Here is a 21,344-nt window from a genome sequence, read left to right on the forward strand (position 1 = left end):
ACATGTAATTACGGCGCATAGGCAAACACCTCAGCCACCCACTGACGAAAACCGTCCACATCCAGCGCCAGCGCCACCTGCGCGTTGGCGGGCTGCCCCAGACGCCCTTCAATATCAACGACCGTCGTGCCTGCGGTATATTCCCCCTGCGTTTCTACGGCCACAAAACAGGATTGCAGGGTAAAAAGCTCCGGACGCACCAGCCAGGCGATAGCGCAGAGATCGTGCATCCGGACGCCAGTGCGCATACTACCGCTGCGATAATGGTTGAACAGGCTGTGCAACATCTTACCGGTGCGATTCAGCGCGGGCAGTTTATTCAGAAAATCTGGCGAGAGCATTGCCTGATTTGTAACGTCCAGCCCACACATCACAATCTCCAGACCGCTGCGGAACACCAGCGCCGCGGCCTCCGGATCGACAGCAATGTTAAATTCAGCATTAGGCGTAAAATTGCCGCGCCCTGCGGAACCGCCCATCAACACCAGACGGCGAATGTTACACGCACACTCCGGATAGTGCATCAGTAGCAACGCAATATTGGTCAATGGCCCAATCGCCACTAATGTCATGGGCTCCGGGGCGTTCATCAGCACATCCCGGATAGCGATAAACGCAGGCTTCGCCAACGGTTGGCGCTGATGGTCGACAAAATCATAGCCTTCCATACCGGATTCGCCGTGGACGTATGCCGCATCACGTAGCGGACGCAGCAGCGGCGTCGCGGCCCCTTGCGCAAGTGGCACATCGGCGTCCCAGAAATGCAGAAGCTGCAACGCATTACGGGTCGTTTTTTCAACGGAAACATTGCCTGCGACGGTGGTTATTAGTTGCAGATCAAGCTGGGGGGCGAACAGCGCAGCGGCAATCGCAGCCGCGTCATCAATGCCCGGATCGGTATCAAGAATAATGTGTAGGGATGCTGTCATTAAAGCTCTCCTGACCTATTGTTTTATATCTTCATACTCAGCGCGACTGATACAGGTATCAGGCACATCGTCATCCGTCACCAGACGCGGACTTAGCTTATCACCTTCGACAAACGGAACTAATGGGCAAAAACGCCCTGGCGATGCTTTGTTTTCCTGCCACTGAATCTCAAGCGATTCGGGCTCAGCGCCGGGTTTTTCTGCCTGAATCACGGTACGAACATTACCGGTTAGCCAAAAAAGATTGACACGTCCCATCAAGGCTAAGAGGCGGCGTCAAATGACCATTTTTACGTACTAGCGGATAAATAATACGCCCATCAGCGTAGGAAGGTGTCATGTAGCAGTTATACATTTTGCCTTTACTTATCACAGGCTGAAAGTAGCTTTCACCGCGATCGATCAGTTCAATCGTTTTTCCTTTCCAGCGATACACATTGACGCCATGGCTGCAGCAACCGCCGCGCCAATAGCTGACAATCTGTTTATGTTCAGCATCGATCTCTGGTGAAGTGATTTCCTGATAAGACGCTGGCGCATCAACATAACGCTGTTTGGCGGGGTCATAGAGCCATGTTTGTACTGGAGCATCCGGCCCAGCAAGTAACTCTGTTACAATCGATAGATCCGGGTAGCCATCAAAATTGACATCCCCCCATTGAGGCATAAACGGGCTACAAGTGCCCACCGAGGCGGTATCTAAGGTCTGTATGAGTTTACCATCACGGTATAATTTTATCGCCGAAATGGCCGGCGTATTGCCGCAATCAATCTCTTTGGAAGGGTCGTAACCCCCTGCATCATTCGTGTTCGTGACCAGCACAATATCAGGGGAGTTTTTAGGTTTGTAATAGATAAGGGCAACAGGAAAATGTCGTTTTTTATCTGCGGACGTCCATTCGCCTTTAATCTCACTGCTGGAGATTTCCGCATTCCAGTAACCCGAAAGCGCCTTTACGCGTTCTTCAAGATGCACCTCTTTATCCTGGAGTGAGCCGCGTAGAACAATCACTGCCTTGTGCTGATTGCAAGGTTCATAGCAGTAATACCCATTAAGAGAGTTACCAAATCGCGTGATATTAACGTTTACCGGTTTCCCCGCGATAGTCCCGGTATAGTTTCGCTCCCAGGCAGGTAGCTCCAGCACCGTGGCGCTTGTTGCGTCCATCCAAAAGCCGATGGCGAGTAACGTTGGCAATCCATATTTTATTTTGCCCATTTCCCTTATCCCTGTAGGCATTACAACCAAAAAACCAGCAACGATTGTGCTGGTTTTTCAGATGAATAGCAAAAAGGTGGGGCATTAGCAACGGATGACGACTACGCCTTATTTTTCCTGTCGCACATTGAATATCAAAAGAAATTCTTAAGATCTGGTCAACGTAGCGTCATCAGGCAGATTTCTGAATTATGAAATCTTATTCGACCTCACGAACATCCACACGCAGCTCTTTCGGCACTTCGAAAACAATATTTTCTTCGCGCCCCTCAAGCGTGACGGCTTCGCCGCCGCCAAACTCGCGCAGACGCGCAATAACATTCTGCACCAGAATATCCGGCGCGGAAGCGCCAGCAGTGACGCCGACGCAGGCGGCTTCTTTCACCCACGCCTCCTGGATATCCGCCGCATCGTCGATAAGAAACGCGGTTCTTCCCATCCGTTGGGCCAGTTCCGCCAATCGGTTAGAGTTAGAAGAGTTTTTCGAGCCAACCACCAGCACCACGTCAGCCTGCTCCGCCAGCGCCCGCACCGCTTCCTGACGATTAGTAGTGGCATAGCAAATATCGTCTTTGCGCGGGCCGACGATTTTCGGAAAGCGTTTACGCAGCGCATCAATCACATCGGACGTATCGTCCACGGAAAGCGTGGTTTGCGTCATGAAGGAGAGCTTGCCTTCATTTTTGACATTCAGCGTCCAGACGTCCTCTGGCGACTCCACCAGGTACATCCCCCCTTCCGGGTTGCTGTACTGACCCATGGTGCCTTCCACTTCCGGGTGCCCGGCGTGGCCGATGAGAATAGATTCTTCACCGCGACGGCTGGCGCGCGCCACTTCCATATGGACTTTCGTCACCAGCGGGCAGGTGGCGTCAAAAACGGTAAGATCGCGGCTTTTCGCCTCGTTACGCACCGCCTGTGAAACCCCATGAGCGGAGAAGATCAGAATGGCGCCATCCGGCACTTCGCTAATTTGCTCTATAAAGATCGCCCCGCGCTGGCGCAGGCTGTCCACTACATAGCGGTTATGCACGACTTCGTGCCGAACGTAAATTGGCGCGCCGTAAATAGCGAGCGCATTTTCAACAATGCTGATAGCGCGGTCTACCCCGGCGCAAAAACCGCGTGGGTTGGCCAACAGGATCTGCATGTTTATGCCTCCAGCGCCGGATCGATTTCCAGCACTTCAATATCAAAGTGAACGGTATGCCCGGCCAGCGGATGGTTAAAATCAACGGTAATCGAGTCGCCGTTGATTTCGCGAATCACGCCAGGCATTTCGCTGCCATCCATTGCGGTAAAAAGCATAATCGCCCCGACTTCCGGTTCGCCCGCCGCCATAAACTCACGGCGCGAGAAATACTGGATCAAGTCCGGACTGGGGACGCCAAACGCGGCGTCAGGCTCCAGCGAAAACGCTTTCTTTTCCCCTTCTTTCAACCCCAGAAGCTGCTGCTCCAGACCTTCGGAAAGCGAGGTATCGCCAAGACGGAACAGGGCTGGCTTGCCGTTATTGCGGGTAGATTCCGCCGTTGAGCCATCATCCAGTTTCAGGGTGAAGTGAACGAGGATCGCGCTGTTGCTCTGTACGGATTTAGACATGCAAATTGCTCACGTGTTTTGCCCGGAGGCACAAAGGACGATAAAACCGTAGGCCGGATAAGGCGTTTTCACCGCCATCCGGCACCACGTTTGCCTGATGGCGCTGCGCTTATCAGACCTACAAAACCGGATAAGCGCCACCCGGTATTTACGCTTATGCCTGTTCTTTCGCTGTCGGCTTCGGCAAAAAGCCTTCCAGTACTATCAGCGCCGCGCCGATACAGATCGCGCTATCGGCAAGGTTGAACGTCGCGAAATGCCAGTTGCCGACGTAAAAATCGATCATATCGACAACAAAGCCGTGCCACAGGCGGTCGAACAGGTTACCCAGCGCGCCGCCGATGATTAACGCATAAGCGATGTTATTCAGCTTCTGCGTCGCTTTCGAGCGATACATCATCACCAAAAGAATTACGCAGATCCCTATCGCAATCCCGGCAAAGAACCAGCGCTGCCAGCCGCCGCTATCCGCCAGGAAGCTAAAAGCCGCGCCGTAGTTACGCGCATAATGCAGATTAAGCGACGGGAACAGCCCTACCGTATCCCCCAGAGCGAAATTCTGGAGGATCAGGTATTTGCTGCCCAAATCGATAATCAGCACGACTACTACCAGCCATAGCCAGCGTAGTCCTGTTGAACAGAGTGGTTTACTCATCAGGCAAATTTACGTTGTTCGCCATTACCGGCGATGTTGCTGACACAGCGTCCGCAGATATCTGCATGTTCCGCCACCTTGCCGACATCAGTAGTGTAGTGCCAGCAGCGCGGACACTTATCACCCTCGGCACGCGTTACCACTGCCTGAACTGTCGTATTACCAGCATTGTACTGAATATTTTCATCATCAATACCCCCCGCTTGCTCAGAAATCACGAACTGGGAAGTAATGAAGATAAATCTGACCTCTTCGCCCAACAGTTTCAGCTTCTTGATCGTACCGTTAGCATCGTCAGCATATTTCAGCGTCACTTTTGCTTCCAGGTTCGATTTGATGCCATTGGCTTTCTGATTTTCCAGCTCTTTGTTGACCTGGTCCTTGATATAGCGGACATCGTCCCAGAATGCGTCATTAAATTCTTCATTCTCTTCCAGGCCAAACAACCCGTCGTACCATTCGCCGGTGAAGACATATTTTTCACGCTCGCCCGGCAGGTAGCCCCAGATTTCATCAGCCGTGAAGGACATGATCGGCGCCATCCAGCGAACCAGCGCCTCTGCGATATGATACAGCGCAGTCTGGCAGCTACGACGCGCGACGCTATCGGCCTTCGCGGTGTACTGGCGGTCTTTAATGATGTCGAGGTAGAACGACCCCATTTCAACGGAGCAGAAGCGCATCAGGCGCTGTACCACTTCATGGAAGTCGTAAGCTTCGTATGCCTTCAGAATCTCTTGCTGCGCCGTTTTCGCGCAGCCCACCGCCCACCTGTCCAGCACCACCATCTCTTCCGGTTTGACCATATCGGTGGCCGGATTGAAGCCATTGAGGTTCGCCAGCAGGAAGCGCGCGGTATTACGGATACGACGATAGCTGTCGGCAGCGCGTTTCAGGATTTCGTCAGAGACCGCCATTTCGCCGGTATAGTCAGTAGACGCCACCCACAGACGCAGGATATCCGCGCCCAGTTTATTCATCACATCCTGCGGCGACACGGTGTTACCGATGGATTTGGACATCTTGCGCCCCTGACCATCGACGGTGAAGCCGTGAGTCAGTACCTGGCGGTATGGCGCTTTGCCTTTCATCGCCACGCTAATCATCAGGGAGGACATAAACCAGCCGCGATGCTGGTCAGAGCCTTCCAGATACATATCGGCCGCATGACCGGCGAATTCCGGACGTGCATCAACCACGGAGTAACTGGTGGAACCGGAATCAAACCAAACGTCCAACGTATCCGGAACTTTCTCGTATTGATCGGCATCTTCGCCGAGGATCTCTTTCGGGTCGAGATCCCACCACGCCTGGATACCGTCAACTTCGACGCGTTTCGCCACCTCTTCCATCGCCGCCAGAGTACGCTCAATCGGCAGCAGCTCCTGCGTTTCTTTATGCACGAACAGCGACATCGGTACGCCCCAGGTACGCTGACGTGAGATACACCAGTCAGGACGGTTAGCGACCATTGATTCAATACGCGCCTGACCCCAGTCCGGGATCCACTGAACGCCTTTGATCTCTTTCAGGGACTGTTGACGAAGCCCTTCTTTATCCATGCTGACGAACCACTGCGGGGTCGCGCGGAAAATGATCGGCGTTTTGTGACGCCAACAGCACGGATAGCTGTGCTGCATTTTTTCGACATGCAGTAGCGCGCCTTTTTCTTTCAGCAGTTCAATAACGATATCGTTCGCCTTGAAGACGTTAACACCGTCAAGCGTTGGATATGTGCCTGGCAGGTAAGCGCCGTCCGGCCCAACCGGGTTAGCCGTTTCCAGGCCATACTTTTGGCCGATCACGTAGTCATCCGGGCCGTGACCAGGGGCGGTATGTACCGCGCCGGTACCGGCGTCCAGGGTGACGTGATCGCCGAGGATCGCCGGCACGTCAAAGCCCATAAACGGATGGGTAAAGCGCAGCAGTTCCAGCTCCGCGCCTTTAACGGTGCCGAGAATGGTGTATTCAGCCGCGCCAATACGCTGCATGACGCTTTCAACCAGATCTTTCGCCAGAATCACCGCCTGGCCGTCAATCTGCACCAGCGCATAATCAAAGTCCGGCGCCAGGGAGATGGCGCGGTTAGCCGGCAGAGTCCACGGCGTGGTGGTCCAGATAACCAGCGACACAGGGCCGCTCACGCCCGGCAGACCAAACTTCGCTTTCACCGCATCCTGATCGACGGCGCGGAACGCCACGTCGATAGACGGTGACGTTTTGTCGTAATATTCAACTTCCGCTTCCGCCAGCGCGGAACGGCAGTCAACGCACCAGTGCACCGGCTTAGCGCCTTTGTGCAGATGACCGTTTTTGATAATTCTGCCCAGCGCGCGGATGATGTTGGCTTCGGTTTTGAAGTCCATGGTCAGGTACGGATGCGACCAGTCGCCCAACACGCCCAGACGAATGAAGTCTTTACGCTGGCCGTCAACCTGCGTAGCAGCATATTCGCGGCACTTGGCGCGGAATTCAGCGGCAGTGAATTTCTCGCCCGGCTTCCCGAACTCCTGCTCGACTTTCAGCTCGATAGGCAGACCGTGACAGTCCCAGCCCGGCACGTAAGGCGAGTCAAATCCCGACAGTCCTTTGGACTTCACGATAATGTCTTTCAGAATCTTGTTAACTGAGTGACCAATATGAATGCTGCCATTCGCATATGGAGGGCCATCATGCAGAATGAAGGTTTTTTTGCCTTTTTTGGCCGCACGAATGATGCCGTACAGATCATCATCGGTCCAACGCGCCAGCATTCCCGGTTCACGCTTGGCGAGGTCGCCGCGCATCGGGAACCCTGTTTCCGGCAAATTCAGGGTCGATTTATAGTCACTCATCAGATTCTCGGTTCCGTATTTCGGTTTGATAAACACCGTCAGGGTTACACCTGCCCGGCTAGCCCAAAAAACTTGCGGGCCGTTAACTCATCGCGTGCGATTTGCGCTTTTAGCTCATCAAGCGACGCAAATCGCTGCTCATTACGTATCTTTTTACGCAGTATTACATCTATATGGCGACCGTAGAGGTCCATTACAACGTCCAGCAGATGCACTTCCAGTTGTTGACGCACGCCAGCCACCGTTGGACGAGTGCCAATGTTCGCTACGCCGGGTAACGGCTTATCGCCAAGCCCGGTGACTTCCACCGCATAGACCCCTTTGACCGGGGAGACCTGACGGCGCAGCGGTAAGTTCGCCGTCGGGAAGCCAATGGTACGTCCCAGCTCGTCGCCATGAACGACACGCCCGGAAATAGTAAAGGGATGTCCCAGCAGACTTTCGGCAAGCGCCAGGTTATCTTCCGCCAGCGCCTGTCTCACTGCGGTACTACTGATACGCACGCCGCCTTCACAAAAGGTTTGGGTGCTGGAAACCGCAAAACCATACTCCGCCCCCGCCTTCTGTAATAACAAGAAATCGCCCGCGCGGCTAGCACCAAAGCGGAAATCATCGCCGACGGCAAGAAATTGCACGCCAAGTCGCTCCACCAGCAGTTCGCTGATAAACGTTTGCGCCGTCAAAGCGGCAAAGCGGCGATCGAATTTCACGCACAGCACATAGTCCACGCCGCACTGCGCAAGGTAATGCAGTTTTTCACGCAGGCGCGTCAGGCGGGCGGGCGCTTTATCCGTCGCGAACAGCTCCAGCGGCTGCGGTTCGAAAATCATGACCACCACCGGCAGACCGCGTCTGCGTCCTTCTTCCTGCAAACCCTGCAGTAGAGCGCGATGCCCCCGATGTACGCCGTCGAAATTACCAATGGTCAGCACACACCCATGCGGGGCCTGACTGAGATTATGTATGCCGCGTATCAGCTTCATGTCTGACTCAAAACAGTGAAAATCGCAAGAGTATACCTTGTACAGCGGTTAAGGTTAACCGGCGATTGCCCTGATGAAACATAAAGAAGATGCTTTTCATCGCCATGCGGCAAACTCCGCCCCAAAACCCGCCGCTTAATGCAATTTTTCTCATGGAAAGGCTGTATTCACAGCACGCAAGCTGGTAGAATCCTGCGCCATCACTACGCAACGAGTGCTGCAATTTAAACGGCGCTTATTTGCACAAATCCATTGACAAAAGAAGGCTAAAAGGGCATATTCCTCGGCCTTTGAATTGTCCATATAGAACACATTTGGGAGTTGGACCTTGGCTAATATCAAATCAGCTAAGAAGCGCGCCGTTCAGTCTGAAAAGGCTCGTAAGCACAACGCAAGCCGTCGCTCTATGATGCGTACTTTCATCAAGAAAGTATACGCAGCTATCGAAGCTGGCGACAAAGCTGCTGCACTGAAAGCATTTAACGAAATGCAACCGATCGTGGACCGTCAGGCTGCTAAAGGTCTGATCCACAAAAACAAAGCTGCACGTCATAAAGCTAACCTGACTGCACAGATCAACAAACTGGCTTAATCGCCTGCTTGTTATCAGCTTTGTAGAAAAACCCGCGTAAAGCGGGTTTTTTTATGCCTGCTATCTGCCGTTTTGCTCGTCAACCGCTGGCGCTGACCTCACTCGTTCACGCTCTTACTAACCAGCCTATTTTTTCAGCTATCCCTCCCTTAGTCACGTAATACTTGAAAGTTATTTTCTTTCACTGTTTTCCTTTTCTTATTTCATTACTGAAAAAACTGTGACCACCTTAGCAAATAAAAACATCGCTCATTCAAAAACTAATAAACGCAATCCTGATGTAAGATTTAATAATTGATTGATGCCGTCGGGTTAACTACTTTTCATGTACACCTTACTTACTCATTTTAATCTGAGGTTAAATTCAAAAACGACATAAAAATAATATTCAAAACTTGCTTAGAAAGTAGAGGTTGTTTTTCTGGGCGTATCGTACCAATATCGGAGTTATCATTATGAGTTCTGTCATTGAGGATACCCAGCCTTCCGGGTCAGCATCATTGTCTTTACTACAGCGTATTAGCTACGGCTCTTTGGATGTGGCGGGTAATCTGCTGTACTGCTTCGGTTCAACGTACATTTTATATTTCTACACAGACGTTGCGGGCATTAGCCTTGCCGTAGCAGGCGTTATCCTGCTGCTGGCGCGTATTATCGATGGCATAGACGCCCCCATATGGGGGATCATCATCGATAAAACACGTTCACGCTACGGTAAATGTCGTCCCTGGTTTTTATGGTTACCGCTGCCTTTTGCGGTATTCAGCGCACTGTCATTTTGGTCTCCTGATATCAGTATGACAGGAAAAGCCATCTATGCAGCAATATCTTATATGATTGCCAGCATTCTATTTACCGGACTTAATACACCACTCAGTGCAATATTACCCCTGATGACCTTATCTCCCAAGGAAAGACTGGTTTTAAATTCCTGGCGAATGACCGGTGGACAAATTGGGGTTTTATTAATGAACGCGACCGCCTTGCCGTTAGTCGCTTTTTTAGGTAACGGTGATGATCACGCTGGTTTTATTTATACGGCAATTACGTTTGCCATTATATCCTGCGCGCTAACGCTCTTTGCGTTTAAAAACATTCGTGAAATGGATACGGATAAAATACAGCATGAACCTAAGTTGCCGATGAAAAAAAGTTTCGCGGCGATGAAAGGTAACTGGCCGTGGATCCTGATGGTGCTGGCTAATCTGATCTTCTGGATTGCCCTACAGCAGCGCAACACGACCATTGTCTATTATCTGACCTACAACCTCGACCGTAAAGATCTGGTACCGCTGATTAACAGCCTGGCGACGATTCAGATCCTGTTTATCATCGCTATCCCCTTCTTTAGCAAATACCTGGCTAAAACCTGGATATGGGTAGGCGGTCTGCTGGTCGCCACGTTTGGCGGCGTCATGATGTGGCTGGCAGCGGACAACATTACTTTCCTCATCGCCGCCTGGATACTCGGCAATATCGGCAGCGGTATCGCCTGCTCAATGCCGTTTGCCATGCTGGGGTTCGCCGTCGATTTCGGCGCCTGGAAGACCGGTATTAAGGCTACCGGCATTCTTATCGCCTTCGGCAGCACCTTCTGCATCAAGATGGGTAGTGGCCTCGGCACCGCTTTCGCCGCCTGGATCATGAACAGTTTTGGCTATGTCCCCAACCATGCCCAGAGTGCTGCGGGTCTGGAGGGCATTATCTGGGCCTTTATCTGGGCACCCGCCCTACTCTTCGCGCTCGCAGCGATCCCACTACTTTTCTTTCGCAAATACGAAGCGATGGAAGAGAAGATTCGCCACGATCTGGAAACCGTCAACTCATAACGTTCTTTACCTTCACCCTCGAATATGGGAGGCACCACCATGCCATTTATGCAACAAGACCCGCGTCGTCTGGTCTGGCAGCAAAACGATCGCTATTTATGGATTGAACCCTGGGGCGAGAACAGCCTGCGCGTACGCAGCGGCCGTCATCTGCCGGTAATGAGAAATGAAGACTGGGCATTGACTGAGCCAGTCGCAGAAAGTCAGTGCCACATTGATTATGAGCACCACCAGGCAACGCTGACCAACGGCAAAATTATCGCTATCGTCAATCAAAAAGGACAAGTTACCTTTTACCGCCATCCACACAAACCCCTGTTGCAGGAGTTCTGGCGCCTGCGGGGCGAAATTGGCGAGGATGAATCATCTCACGGCCAGTACGTTAGCGCACTCAACCTTGAGGGACGCGAGTTCCGCCCTATTCAGGGTGGGAAATATTCACTGAAAGCCCGCTTCGAAGCCACCGAAGGGGAAAAAATTTATGGCATGGGGCAGTATCAACAGGCCAACCTGGATCTCAAAGGATGCGTGCTTGAGCTGGCGCAACGTAACTCCCAGGCCTCAGTACCGTTTATGCTCTCCAGTCTGGGCTACGGATTTTTATGGAACAACCCGGCAGTCGGACGCGTAACCTTTGCCCAAAACGTTACCGAATGGGAAGCGCAGGTCAGCGAACAGTTAGACTACTGGATCACGGCTGGCGATACCCCGGCAGAAATTAGCCGGGCTTACGCGCTGGCTACCGGCACGCCGCCGATGATGCCGGACTACGCTATGGGCTTCTGGCAGTGCAAACTCCGTTATCGTACGCAGGAAGAGCTGCTGGAGGTCGCCCGCGAATATAAGCGCCGCAATCTGCCTATCTCAGTGATCGTTATCGACTTCTTTCACTGGCCGAATCAGGGTGACTGGATGTTCGATGCGCGCGACTGGCCCGATCCTGATGCCATGATTGCCGAGCTGAAATCGCTGGGAATTGAGCTGATGGTCTCCGTCTGGCCGACGGTGGATAACCGTACCGAAAGCTATCGGGAGATGCGCGAAAACGGCTGGCTGGTACAAACGGAACGTGGCTTGCCGATCAATATGGATTTCCTCGGCAATACCACTTACTTTGATGCGACTCATCCGGGCGCGCGCGACTACGTCTGGGGCAAAGCCAAACGCAACTATTACGATAAAGGCGTGAAGTTATTCTGGTTAGATGAAGCCGAACCTGAGTTCAGCGTTTACGACTACGACAACTATCGCTACCATGCCGGGCCGGTACTGGAAGTGGGCAATATCTACCCACGCATGTACGCCAAAACCTTTTTTGATGGCATGAAAGCCGATGGCGAAGACCAGGTTATCAACCTGCTACGCTGCGCCTGGGCCGGCAGTCAGAAGTACGGCGCTCTGGTCTGGTCAGGGGATATTCACTCCTCGTTTAGATCGCTGCGCAACCAGTTTGCCGCCGGACTCAATATGGGAATAGCAGGGATACCGTGGTGGACGACGGATATCGGCGGTTTCCATGGCGGTAATATTCACGACCCGAAATTCCATGAATTGCTAATTCGCTGGTTCCAGTGGGGCGTCTTTAGTCCGGTGATGCGTCTGCACGGCAACCGCGATCCGCAGATTTTACCCGCGCAACCGTACCGGGATGGCATTGCTCAATGCCCTACAGGTGCGCCGAACGAGGTCTGGAGCTACGGTGAGGAAGTATGCGACGTACTGACAGGTTGCCTGGCGTTGCGAGAAAAACTCAAGCCCTATATCAAAGCGCTGATGGAGGAAACCCATAAGCACAATACGCCAGTGATGCGCCCCCTGTTCTTTGAATTCCCCGAACAGGAAACAAGTTGGACAATCACCGACCAGTATTGTTTTGGTCCTGACCTGCTGATCGCCCCCGTCATGCATGAAGGTATGCGCGAGCGTGATGTCTGGCTACCAGAAGGGGAAACATGGACGGATCTTGCGACCGGTGAAAGCTATTCAGGAGGGCAGACGCTGCATTACGCTACGCCACTGAACAGAATTCCGGTGTTTATCCGCGAAGGTGGGCAGTACCGTAGCCTGCTGAACTTGTAGAATGATTCCGGCTGCGGGTTAATACCGCAGCCGGAAGTATTACGGTAGGTACGTCTACTGTAGTTTAAACAATGCCGAGTAGTCCGCATTGCAAATACGCTGCACCGCCGGATGCTGGATCATTCTCTCGGCAAAAATCGCATGATATTCTTCCATGACATTCTCCACGCGCCCAATCTCTATTACCGACTCATCGGCATAAAAATCCAGCGAATAAAGGCTCGGCGCCACAAAAATCGCATCGTGCGTCGCGCCAAACGCCTTCATTAAGGCCGCATCATCAAATTCACCGAGGATCTCAACCTGCAACCCCTGTGAATTAAACCAGTTCAACAACTTACGCCCCAGCATTGAGCGCCGTCCCGGCACCAGCAACCGTCGCTCTTCCAGGCAGGCAGGGAACGCTTTTTCAGGAAGCGGATTCGTACACCAGAAACTGACGCTGCATTCGCCGATTTTGACTGAGAATAGCCCCTCCTGCTGCGTGGAATCTATCGGGCAGTCGGAGATAATCATATCCAGCTTGTGCTGGCTGAGCTGTTCGAGCAACATTTCGTGCGTGGACTCGAAGCAACGCAGATGTATGGGTTCGTCCACCACCACCGCCGCATCCAGAACGCTGCTGACCAGACGCTTGGATAAAGCATCGGCGACGCCGACATCAAACAACAGGTTTGATTCTTTGCGGTAATTGACGATATCCAGCATCTCCTGGCTTAGCGTAAACATTTTGTCCGCATAGCGAAAAACCAGCTCGCCCAGTTCGCTGGGTTCAAGACCGCGTCCCTTACGTTTAAATAGCTTCCCCTGTAAACGCTCTTCCAGGGCTTTAATTTGACCAGTAATGGTTTGCGGCGTCAGAAAAAGCGCCTCTGCGGCACCCACGACAGAACCTTCTTTATAGACATGCCAGAAATAATAAAGATGGTTGTAGTTAATATGAGACATGCTCATTTCTCTCCCTGTTCAATGTCGCAAGGGAGCGATACATCGCTCCCCCTTTCCTTCGTACTGATTATGCCGGCGCGTTCAAACGCGCGCGCAACCAGCTATACCCCACCACTGCGGAGAGCAATGAACCAATCAAAATGCCCAATTTCGCCCAGTTAATAAGTTCCGGATCGACATTGCCAAATGCCAGGCTGGCGATAAAGATGGACATCGTAAAGCCAATGCCACACAAAATGCCGACCGCCATGATTTGCTGATAAGTGGTCCCCTGCGGCAGATGCGCCAGCTTGAAACGCAGCGCCAGCCAGCAAAACAGGCTAATCCCCAGCGGCTTACCAATCAGCAGACCGGCAATAATTCCCAACGGCAGCATGGAGGTCAGACCGTCAATCGTGACGCCCTGAAGAGAAACGCCGGCATTCGCAAAAGCGAAAAGCGGCAGGATCAGGTACGCGACCCACGGGTGCAGAACATGCTCCAGACGCTTGGCCGGCGAGCGACCGTGTTTTTCTTTCAGCGGAATAAAGAAACCGACAATAACGCCTGCCAGCGTCGCGTGAACGCCGGACTTCAGTACCGCCGTCCACAGCACTGCCCCGACCAGAATATATACCCCAGTCCGTCTGACGCCGCACAGGTTCAGCAGCGCCAGCACGGCAATCGCGAACGCCGCCACGCCCAGCGAGACGATAGAAAGATCGCTGGTATAAAACAGTGCGATAATAACGATGGCGCCGAGATCATCGATGATCGCCAGCGCCATCAGGAAAATTTTCAGCGCCAGCGGAACCCGGCTGCCCAACAGCGCCAACACGCCCAGCGCAAAGGCGATATCCGTCGCGGCAGGAATAGCCCAGCCCTCGCGAGTGACCGGATCGGAGTAGTTAAAGGCCAGATAGAGCAATGCCGGTACAATCATCCCGCCGATGGCGGCAATCACCGGAAAAGCGGCCTGGCGCAGACTGGCTAACGAGCCTTGCATCAGTTCGCGCTTAACTTCCAGGCCAATCAACAGGAAAAACACGGCCATCAGCGCATCGTTGATCCACAACAGCATGTTTTTGTTGATCTCAAGCGCCCCAACCCGTAGCTGAACCGGCGTCTCCAGAAAATCATGATACCATCCACTGGTCGCGCCCATATTGGCCATCAGCATAGCCAGCGCAGCGGCGATGATGAGAATGATGCCCCCAGAGGCATCGCTGCTAAAAAATCGGTGCAGATGTTTCACTTTTTATTCTCTCAATCAGGTGAATTCTTCGGATCTACTATCTTACCTCGCCTGACTCATCGTTAAAATTAGATTATATATGATGAATAGCTCGTTTTTTACGAAATGAAGTCCGACTTACGCCGGACTTTTTTAGTGCAGTCAGTCATTGATGATAGACCGCTACGCGTACAGATCCATTTTATACACCCGGAAACTGGTAATATCGTAGCGATAGCCTTCCCCGTTCGTTTCCGCGTTTTTGTAGTAACCTGACGTCATGGTCGCTTCAAAAAGCACGGTTTTCTCCGTAGGCGCAATCTCCTGTAAAATTAGCAGCCCCATCGCCTCGCTGCCCGCCTGCGGATCGATAATATCGCTCTCGCCAGGCTGGCAAGAGATGGCGCGGCCATTTTCATCAAACGTGCAGTCGGCAAAATGCACCACAATATTGCCATTCTGCTGGATCGCTTTCGCGCTAACGCAGCTACTGTAGCCACGCGCGCCCAGCTCCTTGCCGTATTCAAATGGCCGCATAACGGTCATCTCATTCATATTCACCACGAAATGGACAATGCGGCTGTAGTTATCCGGCGGTAACAGGCTTTTGCTGTCATCACGCGAACGGTAGTTACCGTTATCAAATACCATAAACTCCACTATACCCGGCGTATTATTGGCGATTTCAACGACGTTATGCTGGCCCCAAGTCCAAAAGTCACGGTCGGCCGCGTCGATATCCTCCTGTTTGCTAAAGTCATAAAGCGCCACACCTTCACTGTCGACCGGGGTTAAAAGATAAGGCTGATAAGCGTCGTCCCAGTCTTCATGCGTTGACAAAATAAAGCGTAGCGCTTGCGTTTGCAGATCGACGCCAAACACCGCGCTCTGATGACGCCCGGACGCAATTAACAACTGATTCGTCTCATTCACGTAGCTCTGGTTTATATGCAGCCAGTCTTTAACCGTCGGGTCTTCTCCCGGCGCCGTACCTGAAGGACGGGAAACCCGCGTCGTATCCAGCACCTTCGCCATATCGTAGTAAGCCGTCTCCAGTCCGGTAGTCAGATCGACAACCGATACGCCGTCTTCATTGGTTTTCAAATCGTCGGGCCGACCCGAGGTATATTCAGAGGGCGCAACAATGGTATTGCTATCCCACGGCCAGATAGAATGGTGAAATTGATTATCGAGATTATAGAATGTGTGAAGACGCCCCATCATGTCGAACTCATACATATCCAGATAGGTATTTTTCGCTTCTGAAGTAGTGAGGAAATGGCCATTATCAATTCGAACAAAATTATAAGACGGATAATCCTGAGTAACGTACCAGCGCACCAGACCATTCTGATCTAATGCGTAATTATAGCGATCGAAATGCGTAATAAAATAAAACCCTGGCGCCATCTTGTCCGCATCGGTAGCAGGTTGCGTCACGTTGATAATCGGAAAACCTAATACGACCTCCGCGGAATCTACCGGCGGTAATGGCTGTGTGATGAGCGTATAGACGGCAAGCGGCGTATCTGCCTGAGAAAAGACAATACGGTTTTCAGTATCCGCTACCAGCCCCAGAACCGGCAACAGATTTGCGCCTGCCGTAAGGGTGTAAAGATGTTCTACCGGCATCGCCGTTTTTGCCGCATCCTGGACCGTGACTATGATCTCAGCCGGTTCCAGACTCCAGACCCCGGCATAAGCGCTTAAAGGCGCCGTGCCGTAAGGGTCTAACAACATGAGCGCATTTTCTACCGTATTCTCTTGCGTGACCTGCGCAAGGCAATTTTCATAAATAGCGGTATGGTTAAGCACCATTTCATTATTGATATCGATACCCTGATTAATCGCCGGACGCGGCGCAGGAAGGACAACAGACGTTGTAGTTAACGTATTCATGATAAATCTCCAGTGTATTAATCTCATCGCCCCTCATGGGGACCACGAAAATTAATACTCTGGATTTTTAAGCCGTCCGAATAAAATACCGCAACAACACCTCATCACACTTTTTATTTTAGCAATTCAGTTACGTGAAGCGTTATATTCAAATTTTAGGTAATCCAGTACGGCAACAACATTGCCAGGAGACATCCGGTTAAGATGCGGCAGGAAGGGATGGTTGTGAACATAGCGAATAAACGCCGTCGCGCTATTTAACGTCGCATGGCGTAACAAACTCACCTTTTTATTTCCTGTGAGATTGCATACCGCCATCGCATAATCCCGTGTGGAAAATGTACGCCAGACGTTGTTGCGAATTCCGCCGCTCAAAAACAACCGCGGAGGGAGATCGCGTTTGGGCGGCGTAACGCCTCTTTCACGCACAAACGAAATATGGCAGCGCCCCTGACGAAGATAGCTAAAATTCGCCATCATACAGCCGCCCAGAATGAAGCATTCGTGATCGAGATAATGTTGGACATTCAGGGAACGCTCATCCGTCAACGCCTGAACCAACTCAAAATGTCGATAAGCAGGTAATACGGGTTTTACTAACATCCCCGGATCGTTTTTATATAAAACGGCGGGGCCGTAATCCACATCAAATAATACATTGCGGCGCATGGTCAGCGCCTCTTTTCGCTGCACCAGATGCGCCAGCGTGCCGGACGGAAGTCGTTCTTCGTAATCAGAATGATATTGATAATCCGCTTCCACCGGTTGGGCGGAGTAATTCGTTGAGATCGCGACGACCTTACCGCTCTCCTCTTCCGCCGTCACCAGCACGTATAAGCTGCTGTCGCCGCCGTTAAATTTCACACGAAACGCCCGCGTGCTCATAGCGATATCAAACGCGGGAAACACAAAATCGCGTTCCGCTTGATTAGCGCGACGGGACAGTTTTTGTAATTCGCGGCTAAAACCCGTGCTGTCTATCGCCAGCGCCGCGCGTATTTCAACTAGCGACGCTCCTTCGCCAATCAACGTGGCAAGGTTCTCTTGTCTGGCGTCGCTCCTGACAGCGGTATAGGAGATGAACGTTTTATTACACTGGCGGCAATACATACGCCGTTCACCTTTAGTGGAAAATCCATATTTTTTCAGCGACGTCCCGCCACAATGCGGACAGGACTTCACCAGACCTTTCCAGGGTTGATTCGCCGCCTGGCGAAAAAGATTAAGCGATCTGGCTGAGATAATGGGGAACAAAAAACCGCACGCTCGACAGAGAACATTTTTCCCTTGCGGTAGATAGTCTGGGCTCCCCAGAATCCCCAGATTTTTGCAGCCTGGCGTTTTGCAAGCATCGACATTAATGTGAGAAAACATATTCACTCCCTGCGAATACTACCTTCAAACAAATATTGACTTTATTTCTGCAGGTGAGATGCCTTTTTCATACAGGGTTCGCATGGCACTCATCGCCGTCGCGGTATGCGAGAAAAAAGCCTGATAACCTGCACACAGATAGTTATGATTGGTTGCGCCTGACGCAGAGGGTAAAAAACGATGTTTCGGACAGCCGCCATAGCAGGCGAACTTCCATTGACAGCGATGACACTCCTGCGCCATTGAACGCTGTTTATCGCTGCCGAACTGGCGATTTTGTTCGCCCTGATTCATTTGACGCAGCGTCTTCTGGTGGATATTCCCCAGTTTAAATTGCGGATATACGAAGTGATCGCAGTTATAAACATCGCCGTTCATTTCCATCGCAAACGCGCTGCCGCAGGTGGGCGCAAAAACGCAAACCTGCGGCGGCAGGCCGCACCAGGCCGCCAGCGTCTGTTCAAATAGCTGAATGCCGATATCGCCGATATCCTCACGGATCCAGATATCAAATACCGCATTCAGAAACTGACCAAATTGCAGGCTATCGACCGACCACGGCGTCATCGCGATATGTTTATCCTGCGGCTGCGCCAGTCCATTTTCCCCGCAGCGTTCAACTAAAGGGATAAATTGCATATAGCGGCTACCAATGCTTTTCAGGTAGCGATAGACCTGAACAGGATGATGCATATTGGTACGGTTAACCACCGTGAGGGTATTAAATTCTACGTCGTGCTGCGCCAGACAACGCACCGCATTTTCTACTTTTTCATGCGTCGGCTTTCCGGAGCGCGTCACTCGCCATTCATCGTGTAACGCGGCATCGCCATCAATAGAGACGCCAACCAGAAAATCATGCTCCCGGAAGAAGGTCGCCCAGTCATCGTTGATCAGGATGCCGTTGGTCTGGAAGGTATTGACGATGGTTTTGCCGCCACAATAGCGCTGCTGAAATTCAACGGCTTTACGATAAAACGGGATGCCCATTAATGTGGGTTCCCCGCCCTGCCACGCAAAAATGACCTCATCAATATCCTGTGCGGCAATCTGCTGCCTGATGAAGAGTTCGAGGGTCTCTTCCGACATTTTGTAATGGTTTTTTCGATCCGGATAGAGCTTTTCTTTCTCCAGATAAAAACAGTACTTACAGTCAAGGTTACACACCGATCCGGTTGGTTTAACCATGACCTGACAACTTTTCCCAAACATCATTACCTTCCCTGAAATAAAAGAACCTGATCCGGCACAGAGTGACCGGATCAGGTGGGCATCGCCCTAAGTGGCATACTTAATTTTTTATAATTATTCCATTAGCCCCAGGTGACAGGCGTCGGCTTATCGCCACGGGCTTTCATCAGCGAATCGTTATCAATATCCTTTTTATACTTCAGGAACTTACCGTAAAGCTGTTTCTCAATCTGCGGCTGTTTACCAATTTGATTGAGCGTCTCGAAACGATCGGTTTTCAGGTTATAGAGATATTTAGGTTTATTCTGGCGATCGATGATCATCTTCCAGTCGCCGTCGCGGATCGCCCACTCATCCGTCGGATCGTCCTGGAACGGCATATCGATACCGAAGATCAGCGGTTTCTGGCGTTTTAACGTCTTGTCCTTCAGGAGCGGAACTAAAGACTGACCGTCGTAGGTACGATCGGTCGGGAGTTTAAAGTCCATCATGTTGGCCAGCGTCGGCAACCAGTCAAGACCATATACCGGCGTGTCCGTTACCATCCCCTGTGGAATGTGCTTGCCGTATTTGATGATTGCCGGTACGCGAATGCCGCCTTCCCACAGGTTGTCTTTACGCCCGCGCAGACCGTCGGTTTCCCCGGCCAGGTTCAGCTCGTATACCTTACGCGCTTCGCGCGTGACAGGGCCGTTGTCGCTGGTAAAGATGACGATGGTGTTATCTTCCTCGCCCATCGCCTTAATTTTATCCAGCACTTTACCGACCTGCTCATCCATGTAGCTGATATTGGCGTAATATTCGCCGGTGCCGCGCCACGGTTTGTCTGCCCAGTCGCCGTAGAACAGATCCGGATGCTGCTTCTGGTAGTCGGTCATGTACTGCGAATACATATCAAGGTATTTTTTCGGCGACGCCAGCGGGCTATGGACTTCGGTAAAGGCGACATATAAGAAGAACGGATTATCGTCTTTCTTATTATCCAGCCAGTTCACCACTTCAGAGCTCACAAACTCGCCGCTCATCTTATCTGCGCGGCCAATATGTTGGCCATTACGAATCCACCCCGTAGGATGCACCACGCCATAGCGCGGGCGCTCCTTGGCGTTATCCAGCGTAGCATCGGTGACAAATCCCGCCGGATTAACCAACGTATAGTCAAAGCCCATGTCTTTCGCCTGCGGCTGATCGGTGCGATCGCCGCCCGCATTCAGGTGTAATTTCCCCATCATCGCTGTATCGTAGCCCTGCTGTTTTAGCAGATTGGCGATAGTCAGTTCATTACGCCCCAGCGCAACATCTTTGCCTTCCGGTATCCAGGAACGGATTCCGGTACGGAACGGCATACGACCGGTTAACAGGCCCGCGCGGGAAGGAGAACACAGAGGCGCTGGCGCATAATAGTCGGTAAACTTCACCCCCTCCTGCGCCAATTTGTCTATGTTAGGTGTTTTAACGATGCGGTGCCCGTAGGTGGCGAGATCGCCATACCCTAAATCATCCGCCAGAATAATGACTAAGTTAGGACGCTTTGCGGTTGCCGCTTGCGCGGTTGATAATACGCATCCAGCGCATAGCGCCAACCCTATCATACTGGCAACGACTGTTCTTTTCATTTCAACTCCTTTGAGTTATCGCACGGTCTGATTACGATATATTTGCCGATAGACCCGGCTGCGGAATACAGCCTAAATTAATTGCACTATATATATTCGATTTGTCTTATATTTCTTCCATTAACATCGTTTTATCGTAGAAATTATTCACACTCATTATAATATTAATGCCATAAATATATTTCGTGCTAAAGAAAACACGCCTGAAGCAGTCTATAAAAAAAGAAATCGCGAACGAGTGATGCAGATCTCAAATATGGCCCATATGTCAGAACCGCTATTGTGATGTCAATATATGTTGCTGTTTGAACGGTAACACCCTCATTTAATGGCAGTAAGTTGTCTTTGCGAGAGATTATTCCCATTCGAAGTTTCATTAAT

Annotated in this window: 16 protein-coding genes and 1 pseudogene; 3 read left to right on the forward strand and 14 right to left on the reverse strand. The window is 51.6% G+C overall.

What is annotated here, in order from left to right; translation table 11 throughout:
* Positions 1-8 precede the first annotated feature (8 nt).
* From rihC to J1G48_RS18805, 8 genes and pseudogenes are all read right to left on the reverse strand, one after another.
* Positions 9-929 (reverse strand): ribonucleoside hydrolase RihC, encoded by a 921-nt coding sequence (gene rihC, locus J1G48_RS18765; RefSeq protein WP_000127276.1) that lies wholly within the window; start codon positions 927-929, stop codon positions 9-11.
* A gap of 15 nt (positions 930-944) precedes the next feature.
* Positions 945-2,148, reverse strand: a pseudogene (locus tag J1G48_RS18775) (nitrite reductase).
* Positions 2,149-2,347: 199 nt separating this feature from the next.
* Positions 2,348-3,298 (reverse strand): 4-hydroxy-3-methylbut-2-enyl diphosphate reductase, encoded by a 951-nt coding sequence (gene ispH, locus J1G48_RS18780; RefSeq protein ID WP_001166428.1) that lies wholly within the window; start codon positions 3,296-3,298, stop codon positions 2,348-2,350.
* Between the two features lie 2 nt (positions 3,299-3,300).
* A complete protein-coding gene (gene fkpB / locus J1G48_RS18785) occupies positions 3,301-3,750 on the reverse strand; it encodes an FKBP-type peptidyl-prolyl cis-trans isomerase (RefSeq protein WP_000047269.1) in 450 nt (149 codons plus the stop codon).
* Between the two features lie 154 nt (positions 3,751-3,904).
* Positions 3,905-4,405, reverse strand: a complete 501-nt coding sequence (lspA, locus tag J1G48_RS18790; protein ID WP_000042739.1) for a signal peptidase II — start codon at positions 4,403-4,405, stop codon at positions 3,905-3,907.
* On the reverse strand, positions 4,405-7,239 hold the full coding sequence (gene ileS, locus J1G48_RS18795; protein ID WP_001674865.1) for an isoleucine--tRNA ligase: 2,835 nt from the start codon (positions 7,237-7,239) through the stop codon (positions 4,405-4,407). The genes lspA and ileS overlap by 1 nt, the downstream gene beginning before the upstream one ends.
* Before the next feature lie 44 nt (positions 7,240-7,283).
* Positions 7,284-8,222 carry a bifunctional riboflavin kinase/FAD synthetase gene (ribF, locus tag J1G48_RS18800; RefSeq protein ID WP_000767311.1) on the reverse strand — a complete coding sequence of 313 codons (939 nt, stop codon included), beginning with the start codon at positions 8,220-8,222 and terminating at the stop codon, positions 7,284-7,286.
* Positions 8,223-8,229: 7 nt separating this feature from the next.
* On the reverse strand, positions 8,230-8,445 hold the full coding sequence (locus J1G48_RS18805) for a YaaY family protein (protein WP_001575565.1): 216 nt from the start codon (positions 8,443-8,445) through the stop codon (positions 8,230-8,232).
* 105 nt (positions 8,446-8,550) lie between these two features.
* Between J1G48_RS18805 and rpsT the strand changes: the two genes are divergently transcribed.
* The 3 genes from rpsT (at position 8,551) to J1G48_RS18820 (ending at position 12,722) form a co-directional block, all read left to right on the forward strand.
* On the forward strand, positions 8,551-8,814 hold the full coding sequence (rpsT, locus tag J1G48_RS18810) for a 30S ribosomal protein S20 (RefSeq protein WP_001518655.1): 264 nt from the start codon (positions 8,551-8,553) through the stop codon (positions 8,812-8,814).
* Between the two features lie 455 nt (positions 8,815-9,269).
* Positions 9,270-10,643: an MFS transporter gene (locus J1G48_RS18815; RefSeq protein WP_000099989.1), complete on the forward strand. Its 1,374-nt coding sequence runs from the start codon at positions 9,270-9,272 to the stop codon at positions 10,641-10,643.
* A 39-nt stretch (positions 10,644-10,682) separates the two neighbouring features.
* Entirely contained in the window at positions 10,683-12,722 is a 2,040-nt protein-coding gene (locus tag J1G48_RS18820) for a glycoside hydrolase family 31 protein (protein WP_001116453.1), read from the forward strand.
* 54 nt (positions 12,723-12,776) lie between these two features.
* Here the strand turns inward: J1G48_RS18820 and nhaR are convergent, their stop codons facing one another.
* The 6 genes from nhaR to J1G48_RS18850 all read right to left on the reverse strand — a co-directional run bounded on the left by nhaR (position 12,777) and on the right by J1G48_RS18850 (position 20,963).
* A complete protein-coding gene (gene nhaR / locus J1G48_RS18825) occupies positions 12,777-13,676 on the reverse strand; it encodes a transcriptional activator NhaR (protein WP_000062872.1) in 900 nt (299 codons plus the stop codon).
* Positions 13,677-13,737: 61 nt separating this feature from the next.
* Positions 13,738-14,904 carry a Na+/H+ antiporter NhaA gene (gene nhaA / locus J1G48_RS18830; protein ID WP_000681340.1) on the reverse strand — a complete coding sequence of 389 codons (1,167 nt, stop codon included), beginning with the start codon at positions 14,902-14,904 and terminating at the stop codon, positions 13,738-13,740.
* Between the two features lie 162 nt (positions 14,905-15,066).
* Positions 15,067-16,782: an aryl-sulfate sulfotransferase gene (locus tag J1G48_RS18835; protein WP_001094889.1), complete on the reverse strand. Its 1,716-nt coding sequence runs from the start codon at positions 16,780-16,782 to the stop codon at positions 15,067-15,069.
* A 126-nt stretch (positions 16,783-16,908) separates the two neighbouring features.
* Positions 16,909-18,162, reverse strand: a complete 1,254-nt coding sequence (locus J1G48_RS18840) for a hypothetical protein (protein ID WP_001055836.1) — start codon at positions 18,160-18,162, stop codon at positions 16,909-16,911.
* 18 nt (positions 18,163-18,180) lie between these two features.
* On the reverse strand, positions 18,181-19,371 hold the full coding sequence (locus J1G48_RS18845) for an anaerobic sulfatase maturase (RefSeq protein WP_000971148.1): 1,191 nt from the start codon (positions 19,369-19,371) through the stop codon (positions 18,181-18,183).
* Positions 19,372-19,469: 98 nt separating this feature from the next.
* On the reverse strand, positions 19,470-20,963 hold the full coding sequence (locus J1G48_RS18850) for a sulfatase-like hydrolase/transferase (RefSeq protein ID WP_000831880.1): 1,494 nt from the start codon (positions 20,961-20,963) through the stop codon (positions 19,470-19,472).
* Positions 20,964-21,344 lie beyond the last annotated feature (381 nt).

This window comes from Salmonella sp. SAL-020 (assembly GCF_017372215.1).
GTDB classification, from domain to species: Bacteria; Pseudomonadota; Gammaproteobacteria; order Enterobacterales; family Enterobacteriaceae; genus Salmonella; species Salmonella enterica.

Coding starts and splice junctions, on each gene's coding strand:
- rihC (WP_000127276.1), bottom strand. CDS start 929: ATGACAGCATCCCTACACATTATTCTTGATACCGATCCGGGCATTGAT.
- ispH (WP_001166428.1), bottom strand. CDS start 3,298: ATGCAGATCCTGTTGGCCAACCCACGCGGTTTTTGCGCCGGGGTAGAC.
- fkpB (WP_000047269.1), bottom strand. CDS start 3,750: ATGTCTAAATCCGTACAGAGCAACAGCGCGATCCTCGTTCACTTCACC.
- lspA (WP_000042739.1), bottom strand. CDS start 4,405: ATGAGTAAACCACTCTGTTCAACAGGACTACGCTGGCTATGGCTGGTA.
- ileS (WP_001674865.1), bottom strand. CDS start 7,239: ATGAGTGACTATAAATCGACCCTGAATTTGCCGGAAACAGGGTTCCCG.
- ribF (WP_000767311.1), bottom strand. CDS start 8,222: ATGAAGCTGATACGCGGCATACATAATCTCAGTCAGGCCCCGCATGGG.
- J1G48_RS18815 (WP_000099989.1), top strand. CDS start 9,270: ATGAGTTCTGTCATTGAGGATACCCAGCCTTCCGGGTCAGCATCATTG.
- J1G48_RS18820 (WP_001116453.1), top strand. CDS start 10,683: ATGCCATTTATGCAACAAGACCCGCGTCGTCTGGTCTGGCAGCAAAAC.
- nhaR (WP_000062872.1), bottom strand. CDS start 13,676: ATGAGCATGTCTCATATTAACTACAACCATCTTTATTATTTCTGGCAT.
- J1G48_RS18835 (WP_001094889.1), bottom strand. CDS start 16,782: ATGAATACGTTAACTACAACGTCTGTTGTCCTTCCTGCGCCGCGTCCG.
- J1G48_RS18845 (WP_000971148.1), bottom strand. CDS start 19,371: ATGATGTTTGGGAAAAGTTGTCAGGTCATGGTTAAACCAACCGGATCG.
- J1G48_RS18850 (WP_000831880.1), bottom strand. CDS start 20,963: ATGAAAAGAACAGTCGTTGCCAGTATGATAGGGTTGGCGCTATGCGCT.